Raw genomic sequence first — 26,796 nt, 5'->3', positions numbered from 1 at the left:
ACAACAAACATGAAAACTTATATGTACTATCACATGACACTTGACTCATTTCGATATTATTCAACAAAAATAAACCCAGGACAATTCTATCAATTTTGTCGCGTAATGTTAGTTTTTGTTGAGTATGATAGAATGCTAGTCTAATATAACAACATGAAGATTTTTCAATATTTGCAAAAAAGGGGGATGCAATATGGGTTTAGGTAAAAAACTGTCTATTGCTGTCACTGCTTCATTTATGAGTTTATCAATCAGCCTTCCTGGTGTTCAGGCTGCTGAGAATCATCAGCTTAAAGAAAATCAAACAAATTTCCATTCCAAAAACGCGATTGCTCAAGCAGAACTCTCTGCACCAAATGACAAAGCTGTCAAACAGTTTTTGAAAAAGAACAGCAACATTTTCAAAGGTGATCCTGCCAAAAGGCTGAAGCTTGTTGAAAGTACGACTGATGACCTTGGGTATAAGCATTTTCGTTATACGCCTGTTATTAACGGAGTACCTATTAAAGATTCTCAAGTGATTGTCCACGCCGATAAATCCGATAATGTCTATGCGGTCAATGGTGAATTACAAAATCAATCTGTTGCAAAAACAGAAAACAACCAAAAAATATCTTCTGAAAAAGCGCTGGCACTTGCTTTCAAAGCCATTGGCAAATCACCAGACGCTGTTTCTAATGGAACCGCTAAAAACAGCGATAAAGCCGAATTAAAAGCAATAGAAACAAAAGATGGCAGCTACCGTCTTGCTTACGACGTGACGATACGCTATATCGAACCCGAACCTGCCAACTGGGAGGTCATAGTTGATTCTGAAACAGGCAGCATAATAAAACAGCAAAACAAGGTTGAACATGTTGCTGCCACCGGAAGCGGAACAACACTAAAGGGTGCAACGGTTCCTTTAAACATCTCTTATGAAAGCAGAAAATACGTTCTAAAAGATCTTTCAAAACCAACAGGCACTCAAATCATTACGTATGACTTGCAAAACAGACGAAGCCGCCTGCCGGGAACGCTTGTCTCAAGCTCAACGAAAACGTTCAAAACTTCATCACAACGAGCAGCCGTTGATGCACATTATAACCTCGGTAAAGTGTACGATTACTTTTATTCAACATTTAAACGGGACAGCTACGATAACAAAGGCAGTAATATTGTTTCTTCCGTCCACTATGGCTCAAAGTACAATAATGCTGCATGGACAGGAGATCAAATGATTTACGGTGACGGCGACGGTTCATTCTTCTCTCCGCTGTCCGGTTCATTAGATGTGACAGCACATGAAATGACACATGGCGTCACTCAAGAAACAGCCAACTTGAGTTATGAAAATCAGCCGGGGGCATTAAACGAATCATTCTCTGACGTATTTGGGTATTTTAACGATACAGAAAATTGGGATATCGGTGAAGACATTACAGTCAGCCAGCCTGCTCTCCGCAGTTTGTCTAATCCGACAAAGTATGACCAGCCTGACAATTATGCCGATTATCAAAACCTTCCCAACACAGATGAAGGCGACTATGGCGGCGTACACATAAACAGCGGAATCCCTAACAAAGCCGCCTATAATACCATTACAAAGCTTGGTGTCTCGAAATCACAGCAGATCTATTATCGTGCGTTAACAACGTACCTCACGCCTTCTTCCACCTTCAAAGATGCCAAGGCAGCTCTTATGCAGTCTGCCCGTGATCTTTACGGCTCCACTGATGCAGCTAAAGTTGAAGCAGCATGGAAGGCTGTTGGATTGTAATATAACAAGAAGCCTGAGATCCCTCAGGCTTCTTGTTCGTCTTTTTCCTTTATTGTAAATCACATTCATTACCACGAAGGGTGCAGATTTATCACAGCTGCAAGCGCGCCGTACAGGAAAGCGGTGATATGAATAATCCGTTCAGCCGCAAAACCGGTGCAGCTTATTATATTGGCACAGACTAAGGGAAGGGTCTTCCGACAGACAGCCGGCACTTCTGAAGCAAATAAAGATCACACGAGCGAAATAACGAGTTAAAAGTTGACAAAAAAATTATTTGTGCTATAATTTACCATTAACATATTTGTATGTATAATAAGATTCTCCCGGCCGGGGGAATCTTATTTTTTTGGGAGGATCTGTTTCATGAAAAAAACGAGTCCAGCCTAACATCTTTAATTTCAGCTTTTGCTCGTGCGTACCATAGCCGGTATGACACACCTCTCATTTTTGATGATGTTATCGCAAAAGATCTTATCAACAAAAAAGAGTTTATCAACATCCGCGAAAATATGATCCGAGGAATCTCGTTTTTCAGCAAAGAGATCGCTGAACGTCTGCACAATGATCCTGAAAAAATTTTAAAATGGGTTACGCAAATCCAGCTATCGCCAACGCCGTTAGCACGTGCTTCGTTTTGCGAAAAAATCTTACTCAACGAATTGGCGTTAGGAACAAAACAGTATATCTTTCTTGGAGCCGGACTGGATACATTCTGTTTTCGGCACCCTGAATTGAAAAGCAGCTTACAAGTTTTCGAGGTTGATCATCCGGCAACACAACAACTCAAAATAAATAAGTTGAAGGATGCAAACCTGACAATCCCAGAACAGCTTCATTTTGTTCCTATGGATTTCACTAAAACGTTTTCGTATCAGCCTCTTATAGATGAAGGATTTAAAAACACAAAAACATTCTTTAGTCTTCTCGGAGTGTCTTACTATTTAACACGAGAAGAAAACGCAAGCTTGATCAGAGATTTGTTTTCTCATGTCCCATCAGGAAGCTCTATCGTTTTTGATTATGCGGATGAAACACTCTTTACTGCAACAGGAATATCAAACCGAGTTGAACATATGGTGAAAATGGCTGCCGCAAGCGGAGAACCGATAAAATCGTGTTTCACCTATCAAGCAATTGAAAACCTGTTAGAATCATTGGGTTTACTAATCTATGAACACCTATCACCAGATGATATTGATGATCAATTCTTTGACAATCGAACGGACCACTTGTCAGCGTTTGAAACGATTCATTATATTCATGCGGTAAAAAAATAATTTTTAATCATCAAAGTCTCTCTTTTTTGAGAGGCTTTTTAAACTATGGACATACTAAAAGAAGCTGCCGTCATCATACGGCAGCTTCTGCTAAAGGCTTCACCAAAATCATAAATGATTTGCCTTTCTCATCTTTTTCTATTTTCAGCTGTTCAAAGCCGCATTGACTCAAAAACAGCATCCACTCACTGCGGTCAACGGGAACTGCCGCAAACATTGCTTTATGTTTGGCTCTAAGCCCTTTGCTGATCTGTTCAATGATTGTCCTCGCGTGTCCCTTTTTTTCTTCAGCTGGGTCAATCATCACCGTTCCAAGCCACGGCTTTCCGTTGGAGGGCGCCCAATCGAGATGATAGCTGACGGCAACAGGCTGACCGTCCTTTTCCCATACAAGCCATGACCCGTTATACATGGAGTAGGAGATCAGATAGCTTTCTGCATCTTTCTCCCCAAACTCCTCCTTTTTCCATACGGGATGAGCCTCCGCGAGCTTCTCTAACAAGCAGAGATCATCCTGTTCAAATGCCCTACTTTCGAGCATGAAGATACTCTTCGAATACAATTTTATGTATGGATGGATTTCCGGCCAATACACTGTGATTTTCTAAAAAGGTAAACGGTTCCCCCTCAGTGGTTGTATAAATGCCCCCCACTTCATTTAACAGCACACAGCCGGCTGCATAATCCCATGGCGCAAGCCGCATTGTGATGTAAGCATCTATTCTTCCTGCCGCGACACTTGCTAGCTCTAAAGCGGCAGAACCGTAGGAGCGTGTGCCTCTGACTCTTTTCACAAGGGGCGCCAACACGTTTGGATCAATTCTTCTATTGTCTGTTACCCACGTGGCATTAATTGCAAGAATCGCTTCTTCAATGGCGGTTTGTTTTAAAGGAGCAAGCTTCGTTTCATTCATGTAAGCTCCTTTGCCGCTAAATGCATGATACAGCTCATCATGAACCACATCATAAATTAAACCGATTTTTCCTTCTCCATTTTCAAAAATCCCAATGGAAATGGCAAAATTTCTTTGCTGATGTACAAAATTCATCGTTCCATCAATTGGATCGATAATCCAGACAATCCCTTCCAAAGAGTGAAGTTTGTCTCCTTGGCCTTCTTCACCGAGTATATGGTGTCCTGGAAACGTTTGTTGAATGCGTTCAATGAAAAACATTTCTGTTTCTTTGTCAATATTGGTGACTAAATCATTTGGATTTGATTTCGTTTCAATTGTCAGGTTTTCATTCATAGATTGTTTAATTCTCGTGCCTGCTTCTCTTATCCATTTCTTTGCAGTCTCATCAATTTCCATCCAATTTGTCATTCAGGCGTACCTCTCTTCTATGTAGATCTTTATTTTATAGGATACTGATAACGCTGGTGTAAAAGCAAGAAAAATGAAAAATATCCCTTCTCATGTAAAAACGAACCATTCATGCGGTTCGTTTTTACTATCGCTTTTTACCCGTTAAGACGAATCCATTCTTTTCTGAGTCGCTCAAGTTTGTTTTTGCTTTGTTCCATCTGTTCCTCATTTTCTTTTTGCATTGCTTCATATAGGGTTGCCAATTCATAATCAACCTGCAGTCTCCAGACAGCTACACGATTGTCTTTCTCTTTCTTAAATCCCTCTTTTACAACTTGCCTCATTGTCTTTCTCCCCTTCCAGAGATCATTTGTTTGTAAAAAAGCATCCCATTTTGCCATTCAACAATGATTACTTTTTATATCGTATGATTGTTCTATTTACGCGTAACATCATTCTGAAAATTGTGTGTTTACCTATTCATTTATTACCACATTTCCCCTTCCCTCAAACGCACTCAATCTTTTTGACGCTCATGTGAACTGTGTTAAAATATGTTTACTTAGCATGAAGGAGGAGAATCATGGCTCAAATGCGTTTTACGGAAGAAGACTTTCATACATTTACAATAGAAGGCTTAGATGCGCGCATGGAGGTATTAAAAGAGACGGTACGTCCGAAACTTACAGCTTTAGGCGAACATTTTGCCCCAACTTTATCAGCTTTAACCGGAGATGAAATGTTTCCGCATGTGGCCAAACATGCCAGAAGGTCTGTTAATCCCCCAGATGACAGCTGGGTGGCATTCGCAAACAGCAAAAGAGGCTATAAAAAACTGCCGCATTTTCAGATTGGGTTATGGGAAAGCCACGTATTTGTATGGTTCGCAATTATTTACGAATCCCCTATTAAAGAAGAATACGGGAAATGGCTTGAAGCGAACCAAGAAACCATTACTAAAAATATTCCTGACAGTTTTGTTTGGTCCGCAGATCATACAAAACCGGGCGTACATAAGCAGTCTGAAATGGACAAGGAACAGCTGAAGACGCTGTTCGAGCGTTTGCAGACTGTTAAAAAAGCAGAGCTGTTATGCGGCATACAGCTGCAAAAAGAAGAAGTGCTGAATATGAATAACCAGGAATTCCTTCAGCGTATCGATGATGCCTTTCGCAAGCTTACTTTCCTGTACCGTTTCACCCAAAATATATCACAAGCATAAAAACAGAGCCGGATGAGATTCCGGCTCTGTTTTCTTACATCTTAATCTTCGCTTGGTCAGATTCTCTCGCTTGTTTGACTGTGCGATAAGGAGAGTATGTACTTTGTTCTTCAAACTCACTGCATAGCTTTTTTTCTTCAGCCTTCCCCGGTACAATTTCCTTGAAACGGCGATAAGCTTTTAGCAGCTCTTCACGATCTGCACCTTTTTCATATGCAAACTCAACCTGCTGAAAAAACGCAATCACATCAACTGCTTCTTCAGTTGTCCAATCTTCATTCATCGGATATTGGTATTCCATTTTCTTCACTCCTTATAGATTTGCTTCCCTAAACAGAAAGCATCTTCATTCGATCATAAATTGTTCTTTACATTCTTTCAAGTTCATAATATAATTCATTTGTTTTACGTCTAAAAAACGGTTGAGAAACTGATTTTAATACACACTATTATGCATAGGTATGATTACAAAGGTGGGAAAACAATTGTCGCAACATGAAACACCCTTATACACAGGACTGAAAAAGCATGCAAGCAAACAGCCTGTTCAATTCCACATTCCCGGCCATAAAAAAGGGGCAGGAATGGACCCAGAATTCAGACAATTTATCGGTGAAAACGCGTTAAGTATAGATTTAATCAATATTGAACCATTAGACGACCTGCACGCGCCAAAAGGCATTATTAAACAGGCGCAGGATCTGGCTGCTGAAGCATTTGGCGCAGACCATACCTTTTTTTCTGTTCAAGGAACAAGCGGCGCCATTATGACAATGGTAATGGCTGTTTGCGGACCTGGAGATAAAATTATTATTCCAAGAAATGTGCACAAATCAATTATGACAGCCATTGTATTTTCTGGAGCGATCCCCATCTTTATTCATCCTGAAATTGACAATGAGCTGGGTATCTCCCATGGTATTACACTTGAATCTGCTAAACGGGCGCTTGCCGAGCATCCAGATGCAAAAGGGCTTCTCGTCATCAACCCCACCTATTTCGGTGTTGCAGCCGACTTAAAAAGCATCGTAGAGCTGGCCCATTCATTTGATGTACCGGTGCTTGTTGATGAGGCACACGGTGTTCACATTCACTTTCACGATCAATTGCCTCTTTCAGCCATGCAGGCAGGAGCGGACATAGCAGCGACTAGTGTACACAAGCTGGGCGGATCACTGACGCAAAGCTCCATTTTAAACATGAGAGAGGGCCTTGTATCTAAAGACAGAGTGCAATCGATCCTAAGCATGCTGACAACAACATCTACTTCTTACTTGCTTCTCGCCTCACTGGATGTTGCCAGAAAACGCCTTGCGACAGAAGGCCATCAGCTTGCGGAGGACACACTGAAGCTTGCCAGCGAGACAAGAAACCGTCTCAATCAAATCGAGGGCATATATTGTGTCGGTTCTGAGATTCTTGGTTCAAAAGCAGCTTACAGCTATGACCCAACAAAATTAATTATTTCTGTTAAAAATCTCGGACTCACAGGGCATGACGTTGAAAAATGGCTTCGTGAATCCTTTAATATTGAAGTTGAGCTTTCTGATCTCTACAATATTTTATGTATTTTCACTCCTGGTGACAGCCAAAATGATGCAGACCGGCTTATAGAGGCTATAACAGAGATCGCACATCAAATGTCAGAACAAGATGCGACCCATCAGCAAATCGAAGTTCTTTTACCGGAAATTCCTTTATTAGCAATGACTCCTCGTGATGCTTTCTATGCAAATACAGAAGTCATACCATTAAAAGAAGCATCCGGACGGATTATCGCTGAATTTGTCATGGTATATCCTCCTGGTATCCCAATCTTTATTCCAGGGGAAATTATTACAGAAGACAACATCAGCTACATTTTCAAAAATCTTGATGCAGGTCTCCCTGTTCAAGGACCAGAAGACTCAACTTTAAACATGGTCCGGGTCATCAAAGAACAAAAAGCGATTCAATAAATTAAAAAGCATGCGGCTTGGGCCGCATGCTTTTTTACTCTTCTTCAACAGGATATTGACACTGTCCGCAGCATGTTCCGTATAATGTAGTCACTTTCTCATCTTCAAAGTAATGAATGGTTTCGTTGCAATCTTGGCAAACAATCGTACCCATCTCTCATTCCCCATTTCTTTGAAATTTGAAAACGCTTAATTTCATTTGTTGTTATTATATTATTATGTCACATTTAAAATGTCAACAATAAATTGTATAACACATTTTACTTATAAATCATTACATGTAACGCTTTTTTGTCTTCATCAGGAAATATTTTCTTCGTACAGCAGTGATAATCGATACATATGCAATAAGATATCGAATGATTTCATCTTTTCTTGAACTTTTATGAAAGAACCCAGCCATACATTCTATATGCCCCTAGCTATTTAGGTATGTCATCTCATTTTAAAAACGGTTTCAATTATATAACAATTAGGTAACAAGGAGCAGATTAAGCTGCCCTTCATGATAAAATAAAGCTAGATTACTATTGTTTATATAGAGGAGAAGATAGATGCGATATCGCGCGGTATTCCCCATACTGATAATAGTATTTGCTTTAGCGGGCTGTACGATTTCTACCATTAATCCGATGAAAAAAAGCCGGATTGACAACATTCATCATACACAAATCTTGTTTTTTTCTGACGAGAAGCAAATTGACCAGGAAGCGCCATATTACGATGCACTGCTTGATTTAGAAAAAGATTATCCGGAACAAATAGACAAAATGAAGGTTTATGATAACAAAAAAGGCTGGGAAGATGAGATTGAAACCGTCCCTACTCTCATGGTTGTTGATCGACGCCATGTCGTGGTGAAAATCGAGGGCTGTGTGAAAAAGAAAGAAGATATCATTAATCCATTGCAGCATGTGCTGTCAAACTAAAAAACAGCCCCGCGTAAAGCGAGGGCTGTTTTTGATGAGCATTATTTTACAATGTGAATCGGGCTTCCGATTGCCACTTCAGCTGCTTCCATTGTGATTTCGCCCAATGTTGGGTGAGCATGAATTGTCATCGCGATATCTTCAGCAGTCATGCCGCCTTCGATCGCTAAGCTTAATTCAGAAATCATATCAGAAGCACTTGCGCCGGCAATTTGCGCACCAATCACAAGACCGTCCTCTTTTCGAGTGATCAGCTTCATGAAGCCATCTGTTTCGTTAAGAGAAAGCGCACGGCCATTGGCTGCAAATGGGAATTTAGCAGCAACAATGTCAAGACCTTCTTCTTTCGCCTGTGCCTCAGTGTAACCAACTGATGCAAGTTCAGGCTCAGAGAAGACAACCGCAGGAATACCAAGGTAATCGATTTCTGCAGGCTCTCCAGCAATAGCTTCTGCTGCGATTTTACCTTCGTAAGATGCTTTGTGAGCAAGCGGAGGCCCTTCGATGATATCACCGATTGCATAAATGTTAGGTACATTTGTGCGACACTGTTTGTCAGTTTTCACGACACCGCGGTCCGTCATTTCAATACCAACTTGCTCAAGACCAAGCTCATCAGTATTTGGACGGCGTCCAACTGTAATCAGTACATAATCAGCATCAACAGTTTTTTCTTCGCCTTTTACTTCAAACGTAACTGTTACGCCGTCTGGTCTTTCTTCAACGCCTTTAGCCATTGCATTTGTATGGATTTCAACGTTGCCTTTTTTCTTCAATCTGCGTGTAACAAGCGTACTCATTTGTTTTTCGAAGCCAGGAAGAATTTCATCTCCGCCTTCAAGAATAACAAGTTCAGTGCCGAAGTTAGCATACGCAGTTCCAAGCTCAGTTCCGATGTATCCGCCGCCGATAACAACAAGCTTTTTAGGAATTTCTTTAAGAGCCAAAGCACCTGTTGAATTTAAAACACGCTCAGTATATTTAAAGTTTGGCAATTCGATAGGGCGAGAACCAGTTGCAAGAATGGCGTTTTTGAACGTGTATGTTTGAGCAGAGTTCTCATCCATTACACGAACTGAATTGCTGTCTACAAAGTAAGCTTCACCTTTTACAACATCTACTTTATTTCCTTTAAGAAGGCCTGCTACACCGCCAGTAAGTTTGTTTACAACAGAAGTTTTCCATTCTTGAACTTTTGTGAAATCAACTGAAACGTTCTCAGCAGTGATTCCCATGTCGTCAGAATGCTTTGCATTTTCATAACGGTGGCCTGCATTGATCAGCGCTTTTGAAGGGATACATCCAACGTTTAGACAAACGCCTCCAAGTGTTGCTTTTTCAACAACTGTTACTTTTTGTCCAAGCTGTGCAGCGCGGATGGCAGCTACATAGCCGCCAGGTCCCGCACCAATTACAAGAGTATCTGTTTCAATAGGGAAATCTCCTACTACCATAACATTACGCCTCCATTAAAATTAATTGTGGATCGTTCAGTAAACGTTTGATGTGATTTAATGCGTTTTGCGCAGTTGCTCCATCGATCATACGGTGGTCGAAGCTGAGAGAAAGAGCTAAGACTGGAGCTGCCACAATTTCGCCATCACGAACAATCGCTTTTTCTGCAATGCGTCCGATACCAAGAATTGCAACTTCTGGATGGTTGATAACCGGAGTGAACCATTGTCCGCCGGCAGAACCGATGTTTGTAATTGTGCAAGATGCGCCTTTCATTTCAGCTGGAGCAAGCTTGCCTTCACGAGCTTTTGTTGCAAGGCCATTGATCTCATCAGAAATTTCAAAGACAGATTTACGATCTGCATTTTTCACAACCGGTACAAGCAAGCCTTTTTCAGTATCAGCAGCGATACCAATGTTAAAGTAATGTTTTTGAACTACTTCTTCTGTTTTATCGTCAATTGACGTGTTTAAAACAGGGAATTTTTTCAGTGCAGATGTAAGAGCTTTTACAACGTAAGGCAAGTAAGTCAGCTTGATTCCTTGATCAGCAGCAACCTGTTTGAACTGTTTACGATGTGCAACAAGGTTTGTTACGTCCACTTCATCCATTAACGTTACGTGAGGAGCTGTGTGTTTAGAATTAACCATCGCTTTCGCAATTGCTTTACGGATACCGCTCATTTTTTCGCGTGTTTCTGGAAGCTCGCCCTCTGGAACTGCTGCTGCAGCTGGTTTAGCAGCTGTTTCTTGCGGTGCAGCCGTTTCTTGCGGTGCAGCTTCTTGCGCTCCTCCGTTTGCAAAGCTGTCGATATCTTCTTTTACAACACGTCCGTTGTTGCCGGAACCAGTTACTTTACGGATATCTACGCCTTTTTCACGAGCATATTTACGTACAGAAGGCATAGCGATCACGCGTTTGTTCGGGTCAACTTCAGCTTGATCCTGCTGCCCTGCGCCAGTTGTTTTTGCAGGCTCTTGAGGCTGCTCTTCTTTCGCAACATCTTGTCCAGCTTCTGCTGTAGACTGAACTTGAGCTTCAGTTTTCGCATCACTTGACTCATCGCTGCCTTTAAATTGAAGGTCTTCGTAACCTGGTGCATCAAACGTAATGATCGTTTGCCCAACAGTTGCAACCGTTCCCTCTTCAACTTTTAATTCTAATACTTTTCCTTTAACAGGTGAAGGAATTTCTACTACCGCTTTATCATTTTGGACTTCAGCCAGTACATCATCTTCGTCTACCTCATCGTTAGGCTTGACAAACCATTTTACGATTTCGCCTTCGTGGATACCTTCCCCGATATCCGGAAGTTTAAATTCAAATGCCACAGTTTTCGACCTCCTAGTTGATTAAGCATTTTTAAAGTTTACAACGTATGCATTGAAAACAGATATATAATAGAGGGAAAATATCATCTTCCCTCTCAGTTATGCAGTTTGATTAAAATTCAAGTACTTTTCTTGCTGTTTCAAGAACGTCTTTATGGTTTGGAAGCCATACGCTCTCCGCTTGTGAGAAAGGAAAAACTGTATCAGGCGCAGCTACGCGAAGTACAGGTGCTTCCAAGCTCAAGATCGCACGGTCATTAATTTCAGCAACTACGTTTGCAGCAATACCGGCTTGTTTTTGTGCCTCTTGAACAACAATCGCACGCCCTGTTTTTTCTACAGATGCGATGATTGTATCAATGTCAAGCGGGCTTACAGTGCGAAGGTCGACAACTTCAGCAGAAATACCGTCTTTTTCAAGCTCTTCGGCAGCTTTTAATGACTCATGAACCATTGCCCCGTAAGTGATGATTGAAAGATCAGCACCTTCACGTTTTACGTCAGCTTTGCCAAGCTCAATTGTGTATTCTTCTTCAGGAACTTCCTGACGGAAAGAACGATAAAGTTTCATATGCTCTAAGAAAACAACAGGATCATTGTCTCTGATCGCAGAAATTAAAAGCCCTTTTGCATCATAAGGAGTTGATGGAATAACAACTTTGATACCAGGCTGTTGTGCAACAAGACCTTCTAAACTGTCAGCGTGAAGCTCTGGAGTGTGAACGCCGCCGCCGAATGGAGAACGAATTGTTACAGGTGAAGTCCAGCGTCCGCCAGAACGGTAACGCAGACGAGCCATTTGGCCGGAAACTGAGTCCATTACTTCGTAAACAAATCCGAAGAATTGGATTTCCATTATCGGACGGAAGCCGTTTAAGCCTAAACCAAGGGCAAGACCGCCGATACCAGATTCAGCAAGTGGCGTGTCAAACACACGGTCTTCACCGAATTCTTTTTGCAATCCTTCTGTCGCACGGAATACGCCGCCGTTAACACCAACGTCTTCTCCGAAAACTAAGACATTTTCGTCATTTTTCAGTTCTGTGCGTAACGCATCCGTGATTGCTTGAATCATTGTCATTTGCGCCATGGCTTACTTCGACTCCTTCTGTGTATAAATTTCAAATTGCTCCTCAAGGTTGTGAGGCATTTTTTCGTACATGATTTTCATTAAATCAGTTACTTTTTGCTTCGGCTCAGCGTCAGCTTTTTTGATTGCTTGCTTAATTTCTTCTTTTGCATCCTCAATTACTTTTGCTTCTTCTTCTTCAGACCATAAGCCTTTGTTTTCAAGGAACGCACGGAAGCGTACAAGCGGATCTTTTTGTTCCCACTCATTTTCAATTTCTTTTGTACGATATTTAGTCGGATCGTCACCAGCCATTGTATGCGGGCCATAACGGAATGTAAGTGTTTCAATCAGTGTCGGGCCTTCGCCGTTGATAGCGCGCTCCCGTGCTTCAGCAGTTGCAGCGTATACAGCAAGCGCATCCATTCCGTCTACTTGTACGCCGGCAATACCTGCAGCTACAGCTTTTTGTGCAATTGTTTCAGCCGCTGATTGTTTTTCGACCGGAGTTGAAATCGCGTAGCGGTTGTTTTGCACGACGAAGATCGCAGGTGCTTTATAAGCGCCGGCAAAGTTAATTCCTTCGTAGAAGTCCCCTTGTGAAGCACCGCCATCACCAGTGTAAGTGATTGCAACGGCTTTCTTACCGCGTTTTTTAAGACCTAGCGCAACACCAGCAGTTTGAATGTATTGAGCACCGATAATGATTTGTGGAGAAAGGGCATTCACATCGTCAGGCATTTGGTTTCCTCTGAAATGTCCGCGAGAGAATAGAAACGCTTGATATAATGGAAGACCGTGCCAGATTAACTGAGGTACATCACGGTATCCAGGAAGTACAAAGTCTTCTTTTTCAAGCGCGAAATGCGTTGCAATTTGAGAAGCTTCTTGACCCGCAGTAGGAGCGTAAAATCCGAGACGTCCTTGACGGTTTAATGAGATAGAGCGCTGATCAAGCACACGCGTAAATACCATACGGCGCATAAGCTCTTTTAATTGATCATCAGTTAAATTAGGCATCGCCGCTTCATTTACGACTTCTCCCTTTTCATTTAAAACTTGGAACGTTTCGAACTGCTTTTTAATGGCATCAAATTGCTTCTTACTGTCAACGATAGCTTTTTTCGTTTTTGCAGCCATACTAAGTCACCTCTTCCTTTCTTTTAAACAGTCATTAGACGTGCATTCCCTTTATACATACAAACTTAGGGTACCCTAAAGTATCAGCAGTAAGTCGTTATATTTTAGCCGATCCCCAGTTTGCCAAAACCTTTTATGTAGGATAGTTACACTCTGCTTTGAACTGTATTATTGCGGATTTGTAAAAAAACTAATACAACACCGCTTAACATGGATTAGTTTACACTAAATAAAGAAGAACCGTCAATCGTTTTCATTGTTGATTTTTAATAAATGTATTCGCTTTACATTTTCGATAAAAAAACAGATGGCACCCTTACCTATAACTGTACTAGTATACCTCTTTATACTGTATTACAATAGAAATGTGAATTTCGAGCAAAATTGGCGTCGTGTTTATTAAAAAAAGAGCTGTTCAAAGTCAGCTCTTTTTTACGTGATAGCCTGCGGCATCATATAGATCTTCCCGGGCCTTATTATATTTTTCTGTTTGTTCATTAAATTCCCCGCTATATTTAAGGACTTTTTCATAAGAAGCATTGACTTTATCGATCTGCTTGTCCAAATCATTTCGTGTCAAGTCTTTATCTTTCAGCTGCATATAAAGCTTTTTATTAAGCTGAAGCGATTTTTTATACTCTTTATACATGGCGTCATATGATGTATATCGTTGCTTCATATGGGTTGCTGCAGCATCAGCCTTTTCTTTTATTTGATCATCTTTCATTTGTTCAGCATATGTTTTTGCTTCTTCAAATTCAGCTTTGGATTTTTTGATGCTGTCACCTTCAATTTTCAGATGTTCTTCGCGCTTGCTGACGTTTTTTAGCGCCTCTTCAGATAAAGCAGCAATTTTTTTATAGTCATCCATATTGAGCTTCATAGCATCATTGTAAAGCTGATTTTCACTGCTCTCTAATTCTTTGAGCGTTTTCTGTTCTTCTTGAAACGGCTTTTCCGATTCAGCAGCTTTTTCTAATGAATGATGGAATAAATCAACCGGGTCCTGCCCCATGCATCCTGTTAATATCAGTGACATCATACAAAAAGTTCCGATTTTTATTCCGAGCCGCCGTCTTATTGCGTCTTTCATGTTAAATCCCCCAATCTTGACAAGTTCTACTATAGAATCCATTGGGACATTTGGCAATAGCTGTACTGTACGGATACAGCTATGAAATCGAATTAAAAAATCCAAATCAGGACAAATGACCATACATATTTTTTGTTTTTACATAGGTTATAGTAGACGCTATGCCTACTTCAAAAGGCTCTGGCGTAATTCAAAGAGGAGGTTTTTCAATATGTATGGATATGGTTACGGCGGAGGCTGCTGCGGTTATGGTTATGGATATGGCGGATACGGGTATGGCCGCACCTTCGCGCTAATCGTTGTTTTATTCATTTTGTTAATCATTGTAGGAGCTGCTTATTTAGGCGGAGGCTGTTGCTAATTCAACAGCATAAACTTGACCAGCCGGAAATGGCTGGTCGTTTGTTTCGTTGCACCTTTGTGAAGAAATCCGATATAATTTACATATTAAGCATTAGGAGTGAAGTTTCTTGATTACTATGGAAAACATCATACGTGACGGTCATCCTGCCCTCAGAGAGACAGCTGAACCTGTTGAGCTGCCTCCGACTGATACAGAAAAACAGCAGCTTGCAGATATGATCGAATTCGTTAAGAACAGTCAAAATCCAGAATTAGCCGAAAAATATAAGCTGCGTCCTGGCGTAGGACTCGCTGCTCCTCAAATGAATATTAAAAAACGAATGATCGCTGTTCATGCGGAAGACGCTTCCGGTAAGTTATACAGCTATGCTTTGTTTAATCCTAAGATTGTCAGCCATTCAGTTGAAAAAAGCTACTTAACAAGTGGGGAGGGCTGTCTGTCTGTTGACGAAGCCATTCCAGGTTACGTTCCCCGCTATGCTCGCATCAGAGTCAAAGCAACAACCCTGGAAGGCGAAAAGATTGATATTCGTTTAAAAGGATTTCCGGCTATTGTGTTTCAGCACGAGATTGATCATTTAAACGGCGTTATGTTCTATGATCATATCGATAAGGAAAATCCCTTCAAAGAACCTGAAAATGCAATTGCGATTGAACGCTAAAAGAAAAACGGCTGGCTCAATGCCAGCCGATTCTTTATTTTAAAAGGCCCAGTTCTTTGACAGCGTATGCAATTCCATTCTCGTCCACCGGCTTTGTTACAAAGTCTGCGATTTCTTTCAATTCAGGAACAGCATTTCCCATTGCTATACCCGTTCCGACATACTCAATCATTTGCAGATCGTTTAACCCATCGCCAAAAGCATATGTATCGCTGATATCAAACGGAAGACGCTCGATGACTTTTTTAATTCCTTCTGCCTTCGAACCTCCACGAGGCAGAACATCAGTCGAAAGCTCATGCCAGCGCACGAGATCAAATTCAGGAAATGCAGCATAAGATTTTTCTTCTTCATCCTGACAAAATAAAAGGAGCTGAAATATTTCTTTACCTTCATAGAAAAGATCATCAGTTTCTGGATAATCGGTTTTAAGACTGCCGATTCCTTCCATAACATGAGGGTGATCCGCAACAGTCGCTTTCATCGTATCCTCTGCCATAAAAACAACAGGATGTTTCCCTTCTTCCGCCTGCTTTAATAATCGTCTGATTGCCACTTCAGGCAGCGGGTTTTTATAAATCACTTGATTGTCAAAGACAACATACTGCCCATTGTAGGAAATAAATGAATGTATACCCAGTTCCTCCAAAATTGGTTTAACCAGAAACGGAGACCTGCCGCTGGCGATAAACACATGATGCCCTTGGCGCTGCAGCTCCGCCACCGTATTTCTCGTGCTTTTCGGTATATTCTTATCATGATCATATATCGTACCATCAATATCAAAAAAGATTAACTTTGGATCCATCGCAACTTCCCCTTTATCGTCTTGGTCTGCAATCCCCATCCTCATGATACAAAAAGATTGCCATTCAGCAAACTATTTCCGTTGTAAAAACATATGAAATCCCAATAATAACCACGAAAAGTCTTCCGCAACCTCCGTATACTATTTGTATAAAGAACGCTGGACAAATATTTATGAAGGGGGACTGACAAATGCTGCGCAAATTAAGAAAAAAACTCAGAAGACAATGGAACGGAATGCTCCGCAAGAAAGTCATTGCCTGACAAGGGATCTTTCACTTTTCGAGAGGTCCTTATTTTGCTCAAGGCTTTCCTTATATTCCGTTTTCGAATATAATAGAATAAGCGAGTCTAACATACGGCATTTAAGGAGAGATTTGGATGATTTATAAGGTATTTTATCAAAAAAAAGCTGAGGAAGTACCTGTTCGGGAAAAAACAGATTCACTTTTTATTGAAGGCGCATCTGAACGTGACGTCAGAACAAAACTGAAAGAAAAGAAATTTAATATTGAGTTTATCACACCTGTTGATGGTGCATATTTAGAATATGAACAACAGAGCGAAAATTTTAAAGTATTGGAGTTATGAGCGGTATGAAATTTGTAAAAAATGATCAAACTGCTGTTTTCGCCCTCGGAGGTTTGGGCGAAATCGGTAAAAATACGTACGCAGTTCAATTTCAGGATGAAATTGTGCTGATTGATGCAGGGATTAAGTTTCCCGAGGATGAACTGCTCGGTATTGACTACGTTATTCCTGATTATACGTATTTAGTTAAAAACGAAGATAAAATTAAAGGGCTTTTTATTACCCATGGGCACGAAGACCACATCGGTGGTATTCCATACCTGCTCAGACAAGTGAATATTCCTGTTTACGGCGGTAAACTCGCGATCGGCTTACTTCGGAATAAACTTGAAGAACATGGATTATTAAGACAGACGAAACTGAATATTATCGGTGAAGATGATATCGTAAAGTTCCGAAAAACGGCTGTGTCATTCTTCAGAACAACACATAGTATTCCTGATTCCTACGGTATTGTTGTAAAAACACCGCCAGGAAACATTGTACATACTGGAGATTTTAAATTCGACTTTACTCCAGTCGGCGAGCCGGCAAACTTGACGAAAATGGCCGAAATCGGAAAAGAAGGCGTTCTGTGTCTCCTCTCAGACAGCACAAACAGTGAAAACCCTGACTTCACCATGTCTGAGCGCCGAGTCGGAGAAAGCATTCATGACATTTTCCGCAAAGTAGACGGCCGAGTTATCTTCGCTACATTTGCGTCGAATATTCACCGTTTGCAACAGGTAATCGAGGCCGCTGTATTAAACGGAAGAAAAGTTGCCGTATTTGGACGCAGTATGGAATCGGCTATTGAAATCGGACAAACTCTCGGATACATTAACTGTCCTAAAAATACCTTTATTGAGCATAATGAAATCAATCGTATACCTGCTAATAAAGTAACGATTTTATGTACAGGAAGCCAAGGGGAGCCGATGGCAGCATTATCAAGAATTGCAAACGGCACACACCGTCAGATTTCAATCAATACTGGGGATACTGTTGTATTTTCTTCATCTCCTATCCCAGGAAACACGATCAGTGTGAGCCGGACGATCAACCAGCTGTATCGCGCGGGTGCCGAGGTCATTCACGGACCTCTTAATGATATCCATACATCCGGTCACGGCGGACAAGAAGAACAAAAGCTGATGCTTCGTTTAATCAAACCTAAATTCTTCATGCCGATTCACGGTGAGTACAGAATGCAAAAGATGCACGTCAAACTTGCAACTGATTGCGGTATCCCTGAAGAAAACTGTTTTATCATGGATAATGGTGAAGTATTAGCGCTTAAAGGCGATGAAGCTTCAGTCGCCGGCAAAATCCCGTCTGGTTCAGTTTATATTGACGGAAGCGGTATCGGTGATATTGGCAATATCGTGCTCCGCGACCGCAGAATTCTTTCTGAAGAAGGCCTTGTCATCGTGGTTGTGAGCATTGACATGGACAGCTTTAATATTTCAGCCGGGCCTGATTTGATCTCCAGAGGATTTGTGTATATGAGAGAATCTGGCGATCTGATCAATGACGCGCAAGAGCTTATTTCAAACCACTTACAAAAAGTAATGGAACGAAAAACAACTCAATGGTCTGAAATCAAAAATGAGATTACAGACACGCTTGCGCCGTTCTTATATGAAAAAACAAAACGCCGTCCGATGATCCTGCCGATCATTATGGAGGTTTAAAAAAAGATGCACTCCAAAGTGAGTGCATCTTTTTTATTTTATTGCAATGCCATATGCTGAAATGTCTTTACATTAAATAATCCTGTTGTTGTCATTTTAATGTCAGGAATAACAGGCAAAGCTAAAAATGACAGCGTCAAAAATGGATTAAATCCGCCTGCGAAACCAACTAATGACAATTTATCATGCAGGGTTAGTAGGCTTTGATTCACCTGCTCTGCAGATTGGTCGGACAATAACCCCGCAATTGGCAGCGGTACGGAGTGAAGCTCTTCTCCATTTTTTATGATCGTTAACCCGCCGCCAATATCCCGCAGCTTATTAACTGCAGCCGCGAGATCGGCATCATTTGTTCCGACGGCAATAATATTATGGGAATCGTGCGAAATGGTTGTCGCAATCGCTCCGCTCTTGAATCCAAACCCATTCACAACGCCAAGCCCGATTTCTTTTAAACCTTGATGCCGCTCTACGACTGCAATTTTCAACAAATCAAGAGAAGTGTCAGATTCAAAAGCGCAAGCATCCGGAGCCTCTATATGTATCAAACGTGTTTCAAGATGGTTTGGAATGATTTGAATCACATTTATATGCCGTTTTGAATCACACGGCATATAAAAATTCTGTTTGTTAAGAGGAGCAGTAAGCTTAACAGAATTAAGCAGTGATGGTTCCGGTACAACTGTTGAAACGCTATCTTGGTCAATTGCTTTGCTGCCTTCAGCAACAGTCTCTCCTTTTATCATCGTCATTGTGACAGTGACGTCTTCCAGATCAGATACAAAAAGCAAATCAGCGTCAAAACCAGGTGCAATCGCTCCTTTTGTATCTAGCCCATAGCATTCGGCTGCGTTAAGGCTTCCTAATTGATAGGCTAAAAAAGGGTCAAGTCCGGCGGACATCGCCATTTTCACCTGATGGTTTACACTTCCCTCTGCCAGCAAATCATCCACATGCTTATCGTCCGTACAGAAAAAGAAACGGCGTGCGTTTTTTTCATTCACTGCAGGCAGCACATTGAGAGTATTTTTGGCGACTGACCCTTCACGCATCATGACATACATTCCTCTTCTGATACGATCAAGGGCTTCTTCCTTCGTCGTTACTTCATGATCGTTTAAGACAGATGCAGTTCGATAAATGTTAATGAGGTCTGTTGATAAACCCGCTAAATGACCGTCAATCCGCTTACCTTGCACACGGGCATCGAGAAGTTTTTGAATCATATCTTCTTCTGCCTGCTGAACCGATACATAATCCATGACTTCAGCCAGCCCTAATACTTCTTCCTCCTCGTAAAAGGGCTTTAAATCGGCAGCTTTGAGCACTGCGCCTGATCGCTCAAAGCTTGCGGCAGGCACACTTGAGGGGAGCATAAAATGGATATTCAGCGGTGTTTTCCGAGCCTGTTCAATCATAAATGCAATCCCTTTTTCGCCAGACACATTTGCGATTTCATGCGGATCAGTAATAACGGTTGTCACGCCATGCGGAAGTACCGCTTTAGCGAACTCAATCGGCGTAACCATTGATGACTCAATATGTACATGTCCATCAATAAAACCCGGGACGATCATTTGTCCCTCTGCATCAATGATATTTTCACCTTCATATTCGCCGAGGCCTACAATGACTCCATCTGTAATCGCAATATCATCATAGATCCACTCTTGATTAAACATGTCCATGATCTTTCCATTCTTGATGACGATATCAGCTTTTTGTCTTCGGGCTGAAGCATTCAACCTATTGACAAGCGCTTCTTTATTCAAATAGGCCCCTCCTCTTTTTATCATATGGTTCAATATGGTATCGGAACACCTAAACTTAGTCAATAAAATTTTATGAACTGGCACTTATTTCATTAAAGTTTTTATTTTCTGATAATAGTAAAAAAACCACCCTTTGGGCGGCTTATTTCGCTTACTATTTCGTATGCAGAACTCTTTTTTCAAAACGAGAAATGTCTGTAATTGAGCCAATGACGATGAGAATATCTTCTTGATGTATAACTTCTGTCGCAAGCGGCGACACGATGACTTCCTTGCCTCTTTTAATGGCTACAATGTTAATCCCGTATTTCGCACGGATATCTAAATCAAGAAGCGTATTTCCTGCCAAGCGGCTGTTGGCTACGATTTCAACAAGACTATGCTCTTCAGACAGCTCCAAATAATCAAGTACGTTGTTAGACACGATGTTATGTGCGATTCGTTTCGCCATATCGCGTTCTGGGTGGACGATGTGATCCGCACCGATTTTTGACAGCACTTTTTCATGATAATCGTTCTGTGCCTTAACTGTAATGGTATGAACGCCAAGTTCTTTCAGAATGAGAGTCGTCAAAATACTCGCTTGAATATTTTCACCGATTGCGACAATTACGTGGTCAAAGTTCCGCAAACCTAAATTTTTGAGTACAGATTCGTCAGTAGAATCTCCGATAACAGCATGAGATGCGATCTTGGCATATTCATTGACTTTATCTTCATCTATATCCATTGCCATTACCTCGACGCCTTCTTCGCTTAATGCTTTGCAAATACTGCCGCCAAAACGGCCTAGGCCAATTACCGCAAATTCTTTTTTCATAGTGGTGCTCCTTTATCTAACATGATATTGCTCACATTTTATCATATAAATTGCTCAATCGTTATCCTTTTGGGAGTGAATTCATATGCCGCTTGAGCTTTTCAGCAAACCCCTTTGACAAATGCATCTCTGCTCCGCGTTCAATTTCGATCTGATAGTGCTGAGGCGGTGCAATTTCCGCTGATTTTTGGAGGACGAGAAAGGTTAGACAGTCTGGGTATCGCCTGCCTCCTGCCTCAACATCTACAAATGCCGGGCGATATGTAAGAGATTCAACTCCCTCTCTTTTATATAGATAGGAGAGGGCAGAAAAAGGGATACGATATAAAACACCTTCTGTTGTTCCCCCGTCTTCAATCATATCCGCTCGTGAACCATCTTCCCTTTTTAGTGTGAAGCGGGTTGTATATCCGTTTAACACAGCTCTTCCAACCGGATCTTGAAAATAGTGGTCAACTCCCGCCTTTAGAAAACGGGCATTGTCCATGCAGGACCCATAGGCAAGATAATAAATAGGATGTTGCGATTTGCTGATTATCTGATGTTCTTTCCAGTCGCCGCTGCTTATTTTCGGACAATCGCCGCACTCCTCTATGTTCATAAAATAAACAAGCGCTTTTTTGATCCCGGTGTCCGTTTCTATAAGCACCGTTTGTTTATCATAGCCTTGATAAAATTGATCGAGTTTATGTATGCACAATTCATCTGCTTCATATACTTCGCCGTATATATAGCCCTCATCTTCTTCTAAAACGGCTGCGGGCTCCCCTTGTACAGCAAATAGACTTCCCTTTGTTCTGGCCTGCTCATTGATGCATGCCGATTGTGCAAGCAGATGGTGGTTTATATCATGTTTTCTTAATGTCCCATATACAAACAGAAGCGAGTTCATCTTTATGTTCCTCCTCTCAGCTGTCTGATGTCAAAGGCAAAACAACGTGAAAGACACTGCCTTTCCCATCTTCACTTTCAATTTTTAATTCTCCGTCATGTTCCTTCAAAATTCTCAAGCAAATGGCAAGCCCGAGTCCGGTGCCTTTTTCTTTTGTTGAATAAAAAGGTTTTCCAATCTGCTTAAGCTTTTCCTGCGGCATGCCGTTTCCTTCATCTTTGACGCTTATTACTGCATGAGAGGCTGTCTTAGCAGTCGAAATGGTTACAACACCGCCTTTTGGCATTGCCTCAATCCCATTTTTAATGATATTGATAAAGACTTGCTTAAGCTGATTTTCGTCTCCGTTAATGATACAGCCATCTGTCTCCTTGAAATGTTTTTCTATGACGATATTAGACAGAATTGCATTGGTGTCAAGCAATGTCGTGACTTGTTTCAGTATCTCATTGAGCTCATGCATTTTAAATGTGACAGCCTGAGGTTTTGCCAGAAGCAACAGCTCACTGAGCACTAAATCAATTCTTTTAATCTCTGAAAAAATGATGTCAAAATAGCCTTTTCTGTCCGGATATTGAGTTTTCATAATCTGAAGGAAGCCGCTGACAGATGTTAACGGGTTCCTGACCTCATGTGCAATACCTGCGGCAAGCTCACTGGTGATAGACAGTTTTTGGGATTCTCTCGCCAGCCGCTCATTAATCTCAATAAGTTCATTTTCAGCCTCTTTCCGCTCTGTAATATCTGACATTGTACCTAGACTTCCTGTAAATTGTCCATCACGGTCGTAATAAAGTTTATAATGAACTTCTCCCCAAAAAATCGCGCCGCTCTTTGTTACGTATTTTGCCGTAAACATGCCAGAAGACGCTTTATTCTGAATTTGGGTGTTAATATGGTCGGCCACGTGCTTATCTTTTATGAAATAATCATTATACAGCGTTCCCATACATTCACTGATTGAAAAGCCGGTTATTGATGCCCACGCTTGGTTTAAATATGTAATTTCGCCTTTTGCATTTGTTTGAAATACGATTTCCTGCAAATTATCCATGATGCGGTTTTTTTCTTCTGACAGCTGTTTATACTTCCATTCATTATCCTTCATTTTCTTAACTAGCTGCTTTTTCTCATCAATATAATAAGCCAGCATCCAGACGCTTCCTACCGTGACTGCAGTATACACAATATCAACAGGCCAATTAATTGGGTTTTTGCCTATAAAATAAAATAAATAATCCCAGAACATAATAAAAATCATTGCCAAGATGATGGAAATGACACGTGCTTGATATTTTCTCATATGACCACCTGCCGCTTGTGTTTCTCTATTTATTGTACCATTCTTCGACAAAAAATTGAGTAAAATATGTAAACTTACCCAAATCATTCATTACCTACTGTTCATGATATCGTATCTTCTTAGACGAAAAAGTCAGAAATCAAGATGCAAAAAGACGGAGATTGGACCACTCCGCCTTTTTAAAACATAATATTATTCTTTTAAAGCGGCTTGAATTTCTTCGAGAAGCAGCTGTGCACCCTCTGGGCTTAACGTAATTTTACCGTTGCCATATTCTTTATTTTCTGACGTGATTTCTCCAGTCATTAAACAGACGCCGTGAGGTTTGTATTTTTTCAAAATAATTTTATCTCCGTCAACAAAAAACTCAATGCTGTCTTTTATCGCAATGTCCAGCGCCCGTCTTAATTCTATTGGCATGACAATACGTCCTAATTCATCTACTTTTCTTACAACACCTATCGATTTCATAAAAACCCTTCTTCCTTTAAATGTTTCTTTTCTAATGTAATGTTTAAGAATGCACCCCAATATATCGTAGACGTACAAAACTTAGAAAAAGTTTCCCGTTTTCTATAAGAATCACAAGATATTTTTTCCATAAAACCGATAAATGTATTACTTCTGTTACACAGTCCCATGGTTTTTTACAAAAACATTTCTTTACCGACACACACCCCCAAAAATCGCTTCATTTCTTAGAAACTTTAATTGTAGGATGATATAAAATTAGGATAGAGATTGGGTGAAAACATGTTTCAATCAACTGAAATCGGTATTGACTTAGGAACAGCTAATATACTAGTTTACAGCAAAAATAAAGGGATTATCTTAAATGAACCATCTGTAGTTGCAGTGGATACAACGACAAAAGCAGTCCTCGCAATCGGGACTGACGCGAAAAACATGATCGGGAAAACACCGGGGAAAATTGTTGCTGTCAGACCAATGAAAGATGGCGTTATCGCAGACTATGATATGACAACAGATCTGCTGAAGCACATTATGAAAAAAGCCGCAAAAAGTATCGGCATGTCGTTCAGAAAACCGAACGTGGTCGTTTGCACACCTTCTGGATCAACAGCAGTAGAGCGTCGCGCCATCAGTGATGCGGTGAAAAATTGCGGAGCAAAAAACGTCCATTTAATTGAAGAGCCAGTAGCAGCTGCCATCGGAGCAGATTTGCCGGTCGATGAGCCTGTTGCCAACGTAGTAGTAGATATCGGCGGAGGGACGACAGAGGTCGCCATCATCTCCTTCGGCGGCGTTGTTTCCTGCCACTCTATCAGAATCGGCGGAGATCAGCTTGATGAAGATATCGTATCTTTTATCCGTAAAAAATACAATTTGCTTATCGGCGAACGCACAGCTGAGCAGGTGAAAATGGAAATCGGCCATGCCCTAATTGAGCATGTGCCAGACGCAATGGAAATTCGGGGACGGGATCTCGTAACAGGCCTCCCAAAAACCATTATGCTTCAATCTAACGAAATTCAAGATGCTATGCGTGAATCTCTCTTGCATATTCTTGAAGCGATCAGAGCTACACTTGAAGACTGTCCTCCTGAACTGAGCGGAGATATTGTTGACCGCGGCGTCATTTTAACAGGCGGCGGGGCCCTGCTTAACGGAATAAAAGAATGGCTTACAGAAGAAATTGTTGTGCCTGTACACGTAGCGCAAAACCCGCTTGAATCTGTAGCGATCGGCACAGGCCGTTCTTTAGAAGTGATTGATAAGCTTCAAAAGGCAATTAAATAGGCTTTACCTGCAAAAATCACACAATCAGCAAATTTCTTGCTTCTTTTTTCCTCACTCCCCTCATATTGTGGGAAATGGAGAAACATTAAGGAGGAAACAGATGCTGAGAGATTTAGGGAGAAGAGTAGCAATCGCAGCCATTTTAAGCGGAATCATTCTTGGAGGCATAAGCATTTCCTTAGCAAATATGCCCCATTCGCCTGCAGGCAGCACTGTAAAACTGAATCATCCGTAGTATCGAAAAACCCAAGACATACTGTTTTGGGTTTTTTACATTAACCTCCTTTCTTTCCTTTATAGGATCATATTTGATATGATGAGAAAAAAGCTTGAGGAGGTATGGTTTATGGATTCATTTTCACAGAAATTAAATACATATGCACAGCTGGCGGTAGAGGTCGGCGTTAACGTCCAAAAAGGCCAGTATGTAGTCATAAATGCTTCAACAAACGTACAGGATTTTGTCCGCTTAATTGTAAAGCATGCATATGAAAAAGGCGCTAAAAATGTCACGGTGAATTGGCAGGATGACGAAGTCACCAAATTAAAATATGAACTCGCGCCGTTTGAAGCATTTGAAGAATACCCTGAATGGGAAGCAAAGGGCAAAGAAGAGCTCGCTAAAAAAGGTGCTGCTTTCATCTCTGTTATGTCATCAAATCCTGACTTACTTAAAGGCGCAGATTCCAAACGTATTGCGGCATTCCAAAAAGCAGCAGGCAAAGCGCTACATACATACAGACAATATATTCAATCTGACAAAGTCAGCTGGACTGTCGTAGGCGCGGCATCGTCAGGCTGGGCTCAAAAAGTGTTTCCTGACAAACCAGAGGAGGAAGCGATTCAGCTGCTGTGGGAAGAAATTTTTAAAGCAACACGGGTAAACGAAGATAACCCTGTTCAAGCTTGGATCAAACATGATCAAAATCTTCATGAAAAAGTTGACCATTTGAATGAGAGACATTACGCTGCTTTACATTACCAAGCAAAAGGAACTGATTTAACCATTAAGCTGCCGAAAAAACATGTTTGGGCAGGCGCGGGCAGTGTAAATGAGAGCGGCCATGAGTTTATGGCCAATATGCCGACAGAAGAAGTATTTACACTACCCCAAAAAGACGGGGTCGACGGAGTCGTGTCGAGTACAAAACCGTTAAGCTACGGGGGGAATATCATTGAAAACTTCACCCTCACTTTTAAAAATGGCCGCATAGTCGACGTTAAAGCCGAAAAAGGCGAGGACATTCTAAAAGAACTTGTGGAAACAGATGAGGGTTCTCACTATTTAGGTGAAGTAGCACTCGTACCTTACGATTCGCCCATTTCACAATCAAATATTCTTTTCTACAACACATTGTTTGATGAAAACGCGTCAAATCATTTGGCGATCGGCAGTGCCTATGCCTTTAACATTGAAGGCGGAAAACAGATGTCCCGTGAAGAACTTGTTAAGGAAGGCTTAAATGAAAGCATTACACATGTGGACTTTATGGTTGGTTCTAAAGATATGAATATTGACGGAATTACAGCAGACGGGAAAAGAGAGCCTATCTTCAGAAACGGGAATTGGGCTTTTTAATCAACAAAAGGAGGCTTTTCGCCTCCTTT

Annotated in this window: 28 protein-coding genes; 12 read left to right on the top strand and 16 right to left on the bottom strand. The window is 41.2% G+C overall.

The window, feature by feature from the left end:
• The first annotated feature begins 193 nt into the window (after positions 1 to 193).
• Both BTW01_RS02460 and BTW01_RS02455 read left to right on the top strand, forming a co-directional pair.
• Complete coding sequence (locus tag BTW01_RS02460; protein ID WP_162101455.1) at positions 194 to 1,759, top strand: M4 family metallopeptidase; 1,566 nt, start codon at positions 194 to 196, stop codon at positions 1,757 to 1,759.
• A 308-nt stretch (positions 1,760 to 2,067) separates the two neighbouring features.
• A complete protein-coding gene (locus tag BTW01_RS02455) occupies positions 2,068 to 3,039 on the top strand; it encodes a class I SAM-dependent methyltransferase (RefSeq protein ID WP_162101454.1) in 972 nt (323 codons plus the stop codon).
• 73 nt (positions 3,040 to 3,112) lie between these two features.
• Here BTW01_RS02455 and BTW01_RS02450 read toward each other — a convergent pair whose 3' ends face one another.
• From BTW01_RS02450 to BTW01_RS02440, 3 genes are all read right to left on the bottom strand, one after another.
• Complete coding sequence (locus tag BTW01_RS02450; RefSeq protein WP_162101453.1) at positions 3,113 to 3,541, bottom strand: GNAT family N-acetyltransferase; 429 nt, start codon at positions 3,539 to 3,541, stop codon at positions 3,113 to 3,115.
• A gap of 25 nt (positions 3,542 to 3,566) precedes the next feature.
• Entirely contained in the window at positions 3,567 to 4,364 is a 798-nt protein-coding gene (gene suhB / locus BTW01_RS02445) for an inositol-1-monophosphatase (RefSeq protein ID WP_162101452.1), read from the bottom strand.
• A 137-nt stretch (positions 4,365 to 4,501) separates the two neighbouring features.
• The gene (locus BTW01_RS02440) at positions 4,502 to 4,690 is read right to left on the bottom strand and encodes a hypothetical protein (protein ID WP_162101451.1); all 189 of its coding nucleotides are present in this window, start codon (positions 4,688 to 4,690) and stop codon (positions 4,502 to 4,504) included.
• Positions 4,691 to 4,929: 239 nt separating this feature from the next.
• Here BTW01_RS02440 and BTW01_RS02435 point away from each other — a divergent pair, with 239 nt between their 5' ends.
• On the top strand, positions 4,930 to 5,568 hold the full coding sequence (locus BTW01_RS02435) for a YktB family protein (protein WP_162101450.1): 639 nt from the start codon (positions 4,930 to 4,932) through the stop codon (positions 5,566 to 5,568).
• A 34-nt stretch (positions 5,569 to 5,602) separates the two neighbouring features.
• On the opposite strand, the gene BTW01_RS02430 is transcribed toward BTW01_RS02435, so the two are convergent.
• A complete protein-coding gene (locus BTW01_RS02430) occupies positions 5,603 to 5,869 on the bottom strand; it encodes a UPF0223 family protein (protein WP_162101449.1) in 267 nt (88 codons plus the stop codon).
• Between the two features lie 184 nt (positions 5,870 to 6,053).
• Here BTW01_RS02430 and speA point away from each other — a divergent pair, with 184 nt between their 5' ends.
• Positions 6,054 to 7,526, top strand: a complete 1,473-nt coding sequence (gene speA, locus BTW01_RS02425; RefSeq protein WP_162101448.1) for an arginine decarboxylase — start codon at positions 6,054 to 6,056, stop codon at positions 7,524 to 7,526.
• A 34-nt stretch (positions 7,527 to 7,560) separates the two neighbouring features.
• Here speA and BTW01_RS02420 read toward each other — a convergent pair whose 3' ends face one another.
• Positions 7,561 to 7,680, bottom strand: a complete 120-nt coding sequence (locus BTW01_RS02420; RefSeq protein WP_162101447.1) for a GapA-binding peptide SR1P — start codon at positions 7,678 to 7,680, stop codon at positions 7,561 to 7,563.
• A 400-nt stretch (positions 7,681 to 8,080) separates the two neighbouring features.
• Here BTW01_RS02420 and slp point away from each other — a divergent pair, with 400 nt between their 5' ends.
• Positions 8,081 to 8,455 (top strand): peptidoglycan-associated lipoprotein Slp, encoded by a 375-nt coding sequence (gene slp, locus BTW01_RS02415; protein WP_162101446.1) that lies wholly within the window; start codon positions 8,081 to 8,083, stop codon positions 8,453 to 8,455.
• A 41-nt stretch (positions 8,456 to 8,496) separates the two neighbouring features.
• Here slp and lpdA read toward each other — a convergent pair whose 3' ends face one another.
• The 5 genes from lpdA to BTW01_RS02390 form a co-directional block, all read right to left on the bottom strand.
• Positions 8,497 to 9,909, bottom strand: a complete 1,413-nt coding sequence (lpdA, locus tag BTW01_RS02410) for a dihydrolipoyl dehydrogenase (protein WP_162101445.1) — start codon at positions 9,907 to 9,909, stop codon at positions 8,497 to 8,499.
• Positions 9,910 to 9,913: 4 nt separating this feature from the next.
• On the bottom strand, positions 9,914 to 11,242 hold the full coding sequence (pdhC, locus tag BTW01_RS02405) for a pyruvate dehydrogenase complex dihydrolipoyllysine-residue acetyltransferase (protein WP_162101444.1): 1,329 nt from the start codon (positions 11,240 to 11,242) through the stop codon (positions 9,914 to 9,916).
• A gap of 112 nt (positions 11,243 to 11,354) precedes the next feature.
• A complete protein-coding gene (gene pdhB / locus BTW01_RS02400; RefSeq protein ID WP_162101443.1) occupies positions 11,355 to 12,332 on the bottom strand; it encodes a pyruvate dehydrogenase complex E1 component subunit beta in 978 nt (325 codons plus the stop codon).
• A 3-nt stretch (positions 12,333 to 12,335) separates the two neighbouring features.
• On the bottom strand, positions 12,336 to 13,451 hold the full coding sequence (pdhA, locus tag BTW01_RS02395; protein ID WP_162101442.1) for a pyruvate dehydrogenase (acetyl-transferring) E1 component subunit alpha: 1,116 nt from the start codon (positions 13,449 to 13,451) through the stop codon (positions 12,336 to 12,338).
• A gap of 421 nt (positions 13,452 to 13,872) precedes the next feature.
• Positions 13,873 to 14,544 (bottom strand): YkyA family protein, encoded by a 672-nt coding sequence (locus tag BTW01_RS02390; protein WP_162101441.1) that lies wholly within the window; start codon positions 14,542 to 14,544, stop codon positions 13,873 to 13,875.
• Positions 14,545 to 14,755: 211 nt separating this feature from the next.
• On the opposite strand from BTW01_RS02390, the gene BTW01_RS02385 reads away from it, so the two are divergent.
• Together BTW01_RS02385 and def are read left to right on the top strand one after the other, a co-directional pair.
• The gene (locus BTW01_RS02385; protein ID WP_162101440.1) at positions 14,756 to 14,905 is read left to right on the top strand and encodes a YjcZ family sporulation protein; all 150 of its coding nucleotides are present in this window, start codon (positions 14,756 to 14,758) and stop codon (positions 14,903 to 14,905) included.
• A gap of 109 nt (positions 14,906 to 15,014) precedes the next feature.
• Entirely contained in the window at positions 15,015 to 15,569 is a 555-nt protein-coding gene (def, locus tag BTW01_RS02380; RefSeq protein ID WP_162101439.1) for a peptide deformylase, read from the top strand.
• 34 nt (positions 15,570 to 15,603) lie between these two features.
• On the opposite strand, the gene BTW01_RS02375 is transcribed toward def, so the two are convergent.
• Positions 15,604 to 16,377: a Cof-type HAD-IIB family hydrolase gene (locus BTW01_RS02375; protein ID WP_162101438.1), complete on the bottom strand. Its 774-nt coding sequence runs from the start codon at positions 16,375 to 16,377 to the stop codon at positions 15,604 to 15,606.
• A 380-nt stretch (positions 16,378 to 16,757) separates the two neighbouring features.
• Here BTW01_RS02375 and BTW01_RS02370 point away from each other — a divergent pair, with 380 nt between their 5' ends.
• Positions 16,758 to 16,967 carry a DNA-dependent RNA polymerase subunit epsilon gene (locus BTW01_RS02370; protein WP_162101437.1) on the top strand — a complete coding sequence of 70 codons (210 nt, stop codon included), beginning with the start codon at positions 16,758 to 16,760 and terminating at the stop codon, positions 16,965 to 16,967.
• A gap of 5 nt (positions 16,968 to 16,972) precedes the next feature.
• Complete coding sequence (gene rnjA / locus BTW01_RS02365) at positions 16,973 to 18,640, top strand: ribonuclease J1 (protein WP_162101436.1); 1,668 nt, start codon at positions 16,973 to 16,975, stop codon at positions 18,638 to 18,640.
• A gap of 38 nt (positions 18,641 to 18,678) precedes the next feature.
• On the opposite strand, the gene ade is transcribed toward rnjA, so the two are convergent.
• The 5 genes from ade to abhA all read right to left on the bottom strand — a co-directional run bounded on the left by ade (position 18,679) and on the right by abhA (position 23,898).
• Positions 18,679 to 20,412: an adenine deaminase gene (gene ade / locus BTW01_RS02360; RefSeq protein ID WP_162101435.1), complete on the bottom strand. Its 1,734-nt coding sequence runs from the start codon at positions 20,410 to 20,412 to the stop codon at positions 18,679 to 18,681.
• Between the two features lie 154 nt (positions 20,413 to 20,566).
• Positions 20,567 to 21,232: a Ktr system potassium transporter KtrC gene (gene ktrC, locus BTW01_RS02355; protein ID WP_162101434.1), complete on the bottom strand. Its 666-nt coding sequence runs from the start codon at positions 21,230 to 21,232 to the stop codon at positions 20,567 to 20,569.
• A gap of 61 nt (positions 21,233 to 21,293) precedes the next feature.
• Positions 21,294 to 22,124 (bottom strand): gamma-glutamylcyclotransferase, encoded by an 831-nt coding sequence (locus BTW01_RS02350; RefSeq protein ID WP_162101433.1) that lies wholly within the window; start codon positions 22,122 to 22,124, stop codon positions 21,294 to 21,296.
• A gap of 16 nt (positions 22,125 to 22,140) precedes the next feature.
• Positions 22,141 to 23,427: a two-component sensor histidine kinase KinC gene (gene kinC, locus BTW01_RS02345; RefSeq protein WP_162101432.1), complete on the bottom strand. Its 1,287-nt coding sequence runs from the start codon at positions 23,425 to 23,427 to the stop codon at positions 22,141 to 22,143.
• Between the two features lie 192 nt (positions 23,428 to 23,619).
• Positions 23,620 to 23,898 (bottom strand): transcriptional regulator AbhA, encoded by a 279-nt coding sequence (abhA, locus tag BTW01_RS02340; protein ID WP_003244728.1) that lies wholly within the window; start codon positions 23,896 to 23,898, stop codon positions 23,620 to 23,622.
• 282 nt (positions 23,899 to 24,180) lie between these two features.
• Here abhA and mreBH point away from each other — a divergent pair, with 282 nt between their 5' ends.
• The 3 genes from mreBH (at position 24,181) to BTW01_RS02325 (ending at position 26,767) form a co-directional block, all read left to right on the top strand.
• A complete protein-coding gene (mreBH, locus tag BTW01_RS02335; RefSeq protein ID WP_162101431.1) occupies positions 24,181 to 25,188 on the top strand; it encodes a cell shape-determining protein MreBH in 1,008 nt (335 codons plus the stop codon).
• 100 nt (positions 25,189 to 25,288) lie between these two features.
• Entirely contained in the window at positions 25,289 to 25,423 is a 135-nt protein-coding gene (locus tag BTW01_RS02330) for a protein YkpC (protein ID WP_162101430.1), read from the top strand.
• 111 nt (positions 25,424 to 25,534) lie between these two features.
• Positions 25,535 to 26,767: an aminopeptidase gene (locus tag BTW01_RS02325; protein ID WP_162101429.1), complete on the top strand. Its 1,233-nt coding sequence runs from the start codon at positions 25,535 to 25,537 to the stop codon at positions 26,765 to 26,767.
• Positions 26,768 to 26,796 lie beyond the last annotated feature (29 nt).

Source organism: Bacillus sp. SKDU12, assembly GCF_010093085.1.
Classification (GTDB): Bacteria; Bacillota; Bacilli; order Bacillales; family Bacillaceae; genus Bacillus; species Bacillus mexicanus.
Note: the sequence above shows the minus strand (reverse complement) of the source record. Positions and strands in the feature narration are given on the sequence as shown.

Bases quoted from the DNA above. Each gene is read 5' to 3' on its own strand.
- BTW01_RS02460 (WP_162101455.1), top strand. From the start codon at position 194: ATGGGTTTAGGTAAAAAACTGTCTATTGCTGTCACTGCTTCATTTATG.
- BTW01_RS02455 (WP_162101454.1), top strand. From the start codon at position 2,068: ATGTATAATAAGATTCTCCCGGCCGGGGGAATCTTATTTTTTTGGGAG.
- suhB (WP_162101452.1), bottom strand. From the start codon at position 4,364: ATGACAAATTGGATGGAAATTGATGAGACTGCAAAGAAATGGATAAGA.
- BTW01_RS02440 (WP_162101451.1), bottom strand. From the start codon at position 4,690: ATGAGGCAAGTTGTAAAAGAGGGATTTAAGAAAGAGAAAGACAATCGT.
- BTW01_RS02435 (WP_162101450.1), top strand. From the start codon at position 4,930: ATGGCTCAAATGCGTTTTACGGAAGAAGACTTTCATACATTTACAATA.
- BTW01_RS02430 (WP_162101449.1), bottom strand. From the start codon at position 5,869: ATGGAATACCAATATCCGATGAATGAAGATTGGACAACTGAAGAAGCA.
- BTW01_RS02420 (WP_162101447.1), bottom strand. From the start codon at position 7,680: ATGGGTACGATTGTTTGCCAAGATTGCAACGAAACCATTCATTACTTT.
- slp (WP_162101446.1), top strand. From the start codon at position 8,081: ATGCGATATCGCGCGGTATTCCCCATACTGATAATAGTATTTGCTTTA.
- lpdA (WP_162101445.1), bottom strand. From the start codon at position 9,909: ATGGTAGTAGGAGATTTCCCTATTGAAACAGATACTCTTGTAATTGGT.
- pdhB (WP_162101443.1), bottom strand. From the start codon at position 12,332: ATGGCGCAAATGACAATGATTCAAGCAATCACGGATGCGTTACGCACA.
- pdhA (WP_162101442.1), bottom strand. From the start codon at position 13,451: ATGGCTGCAAAAACGAAAAAAGCTATCGTTGACAGTAAGAAGCAATTT.
- BTW01_RS02390 (WP_162101441.1), bottom strand. From the start codon at position 14,544: ATGAAAGACGCAATAAGACGGCGGCTCGGAATAAAAATCGGAACTTTT.
- BTW01_RS02385 (WP_162101440.1), top strand. From the start codon at position 14,756: ATGTATGGATATGGTTACGGCGGAGGCTGCTGCGGTTATGGTTATGGA.
- BTW01_RS02375 (WP_162101438.1), bottom strand. From the start codon at position 16,377: ATGGATCCAAAGTTAATCTTTTTTGATATTGATGGTACGATATATGAT.
- BTW01_RS02370 (WP_162101437.1), top strand. From the start codon at position 16,758: ATGATTTATAAGGTATTTTATCAAAAAAAAGCTGAGGAAGTACCTGTT.
- rnjA (WP_162101436.1), top strand. From the start codon at position 16,973: ATGAAATTTGTAAAAAATGATCAAACTGCTGTTTTCGCCCTCGGAGGT.
- ktrC (WP_162101434.1), bottom strand. From the start codon at position 21,232: ATGAAAAAAGAATTTGCGGTAATTGGCCTAGGCCGTTTTGGCGGCAGT.
- BTW01_RS02350 (WP_162101433.1), bottom strand. From the start codon at position 22,124: ATGAACTCGCTTCTGTTTGTATATGGGACATTAAGAAAACATGATATA.
- kinC (WP_162101432.1), bottom strand. From the start codon at position 23,427: ATGAGAAAATATCAAGCACGTGTCATTTCCATCATCTTGGCAATGATT.
- abhA (WP_003244728.1), bottom strand. From the start codon at position 23,898: ATGAAATCGATAGGTGTTGTAAGAAAAGTAGATGAATTAGGACGTATT.
- mreBH (WP_162101431.1), top strand. From the start codon at position 24,181: ATGTTTCAATCAACTGAAATCGGTATTGACTTAGGAACAGCTAATATA.
- BTW01_RS02330 (WP_162101430.1), top strand. From the start codon at position 25,289: ATGCTGAGAGATTTAGGGAGAAGAGTAGCAATCGCAGCCATTTTAAGC.
- BTW01_RS02325 (WP_162101429.1), top strand. From the start codon at position 25,535: ATGGATTCATTTTCACAGAAATTAAATACATATGCACAGCTGGCGGTA.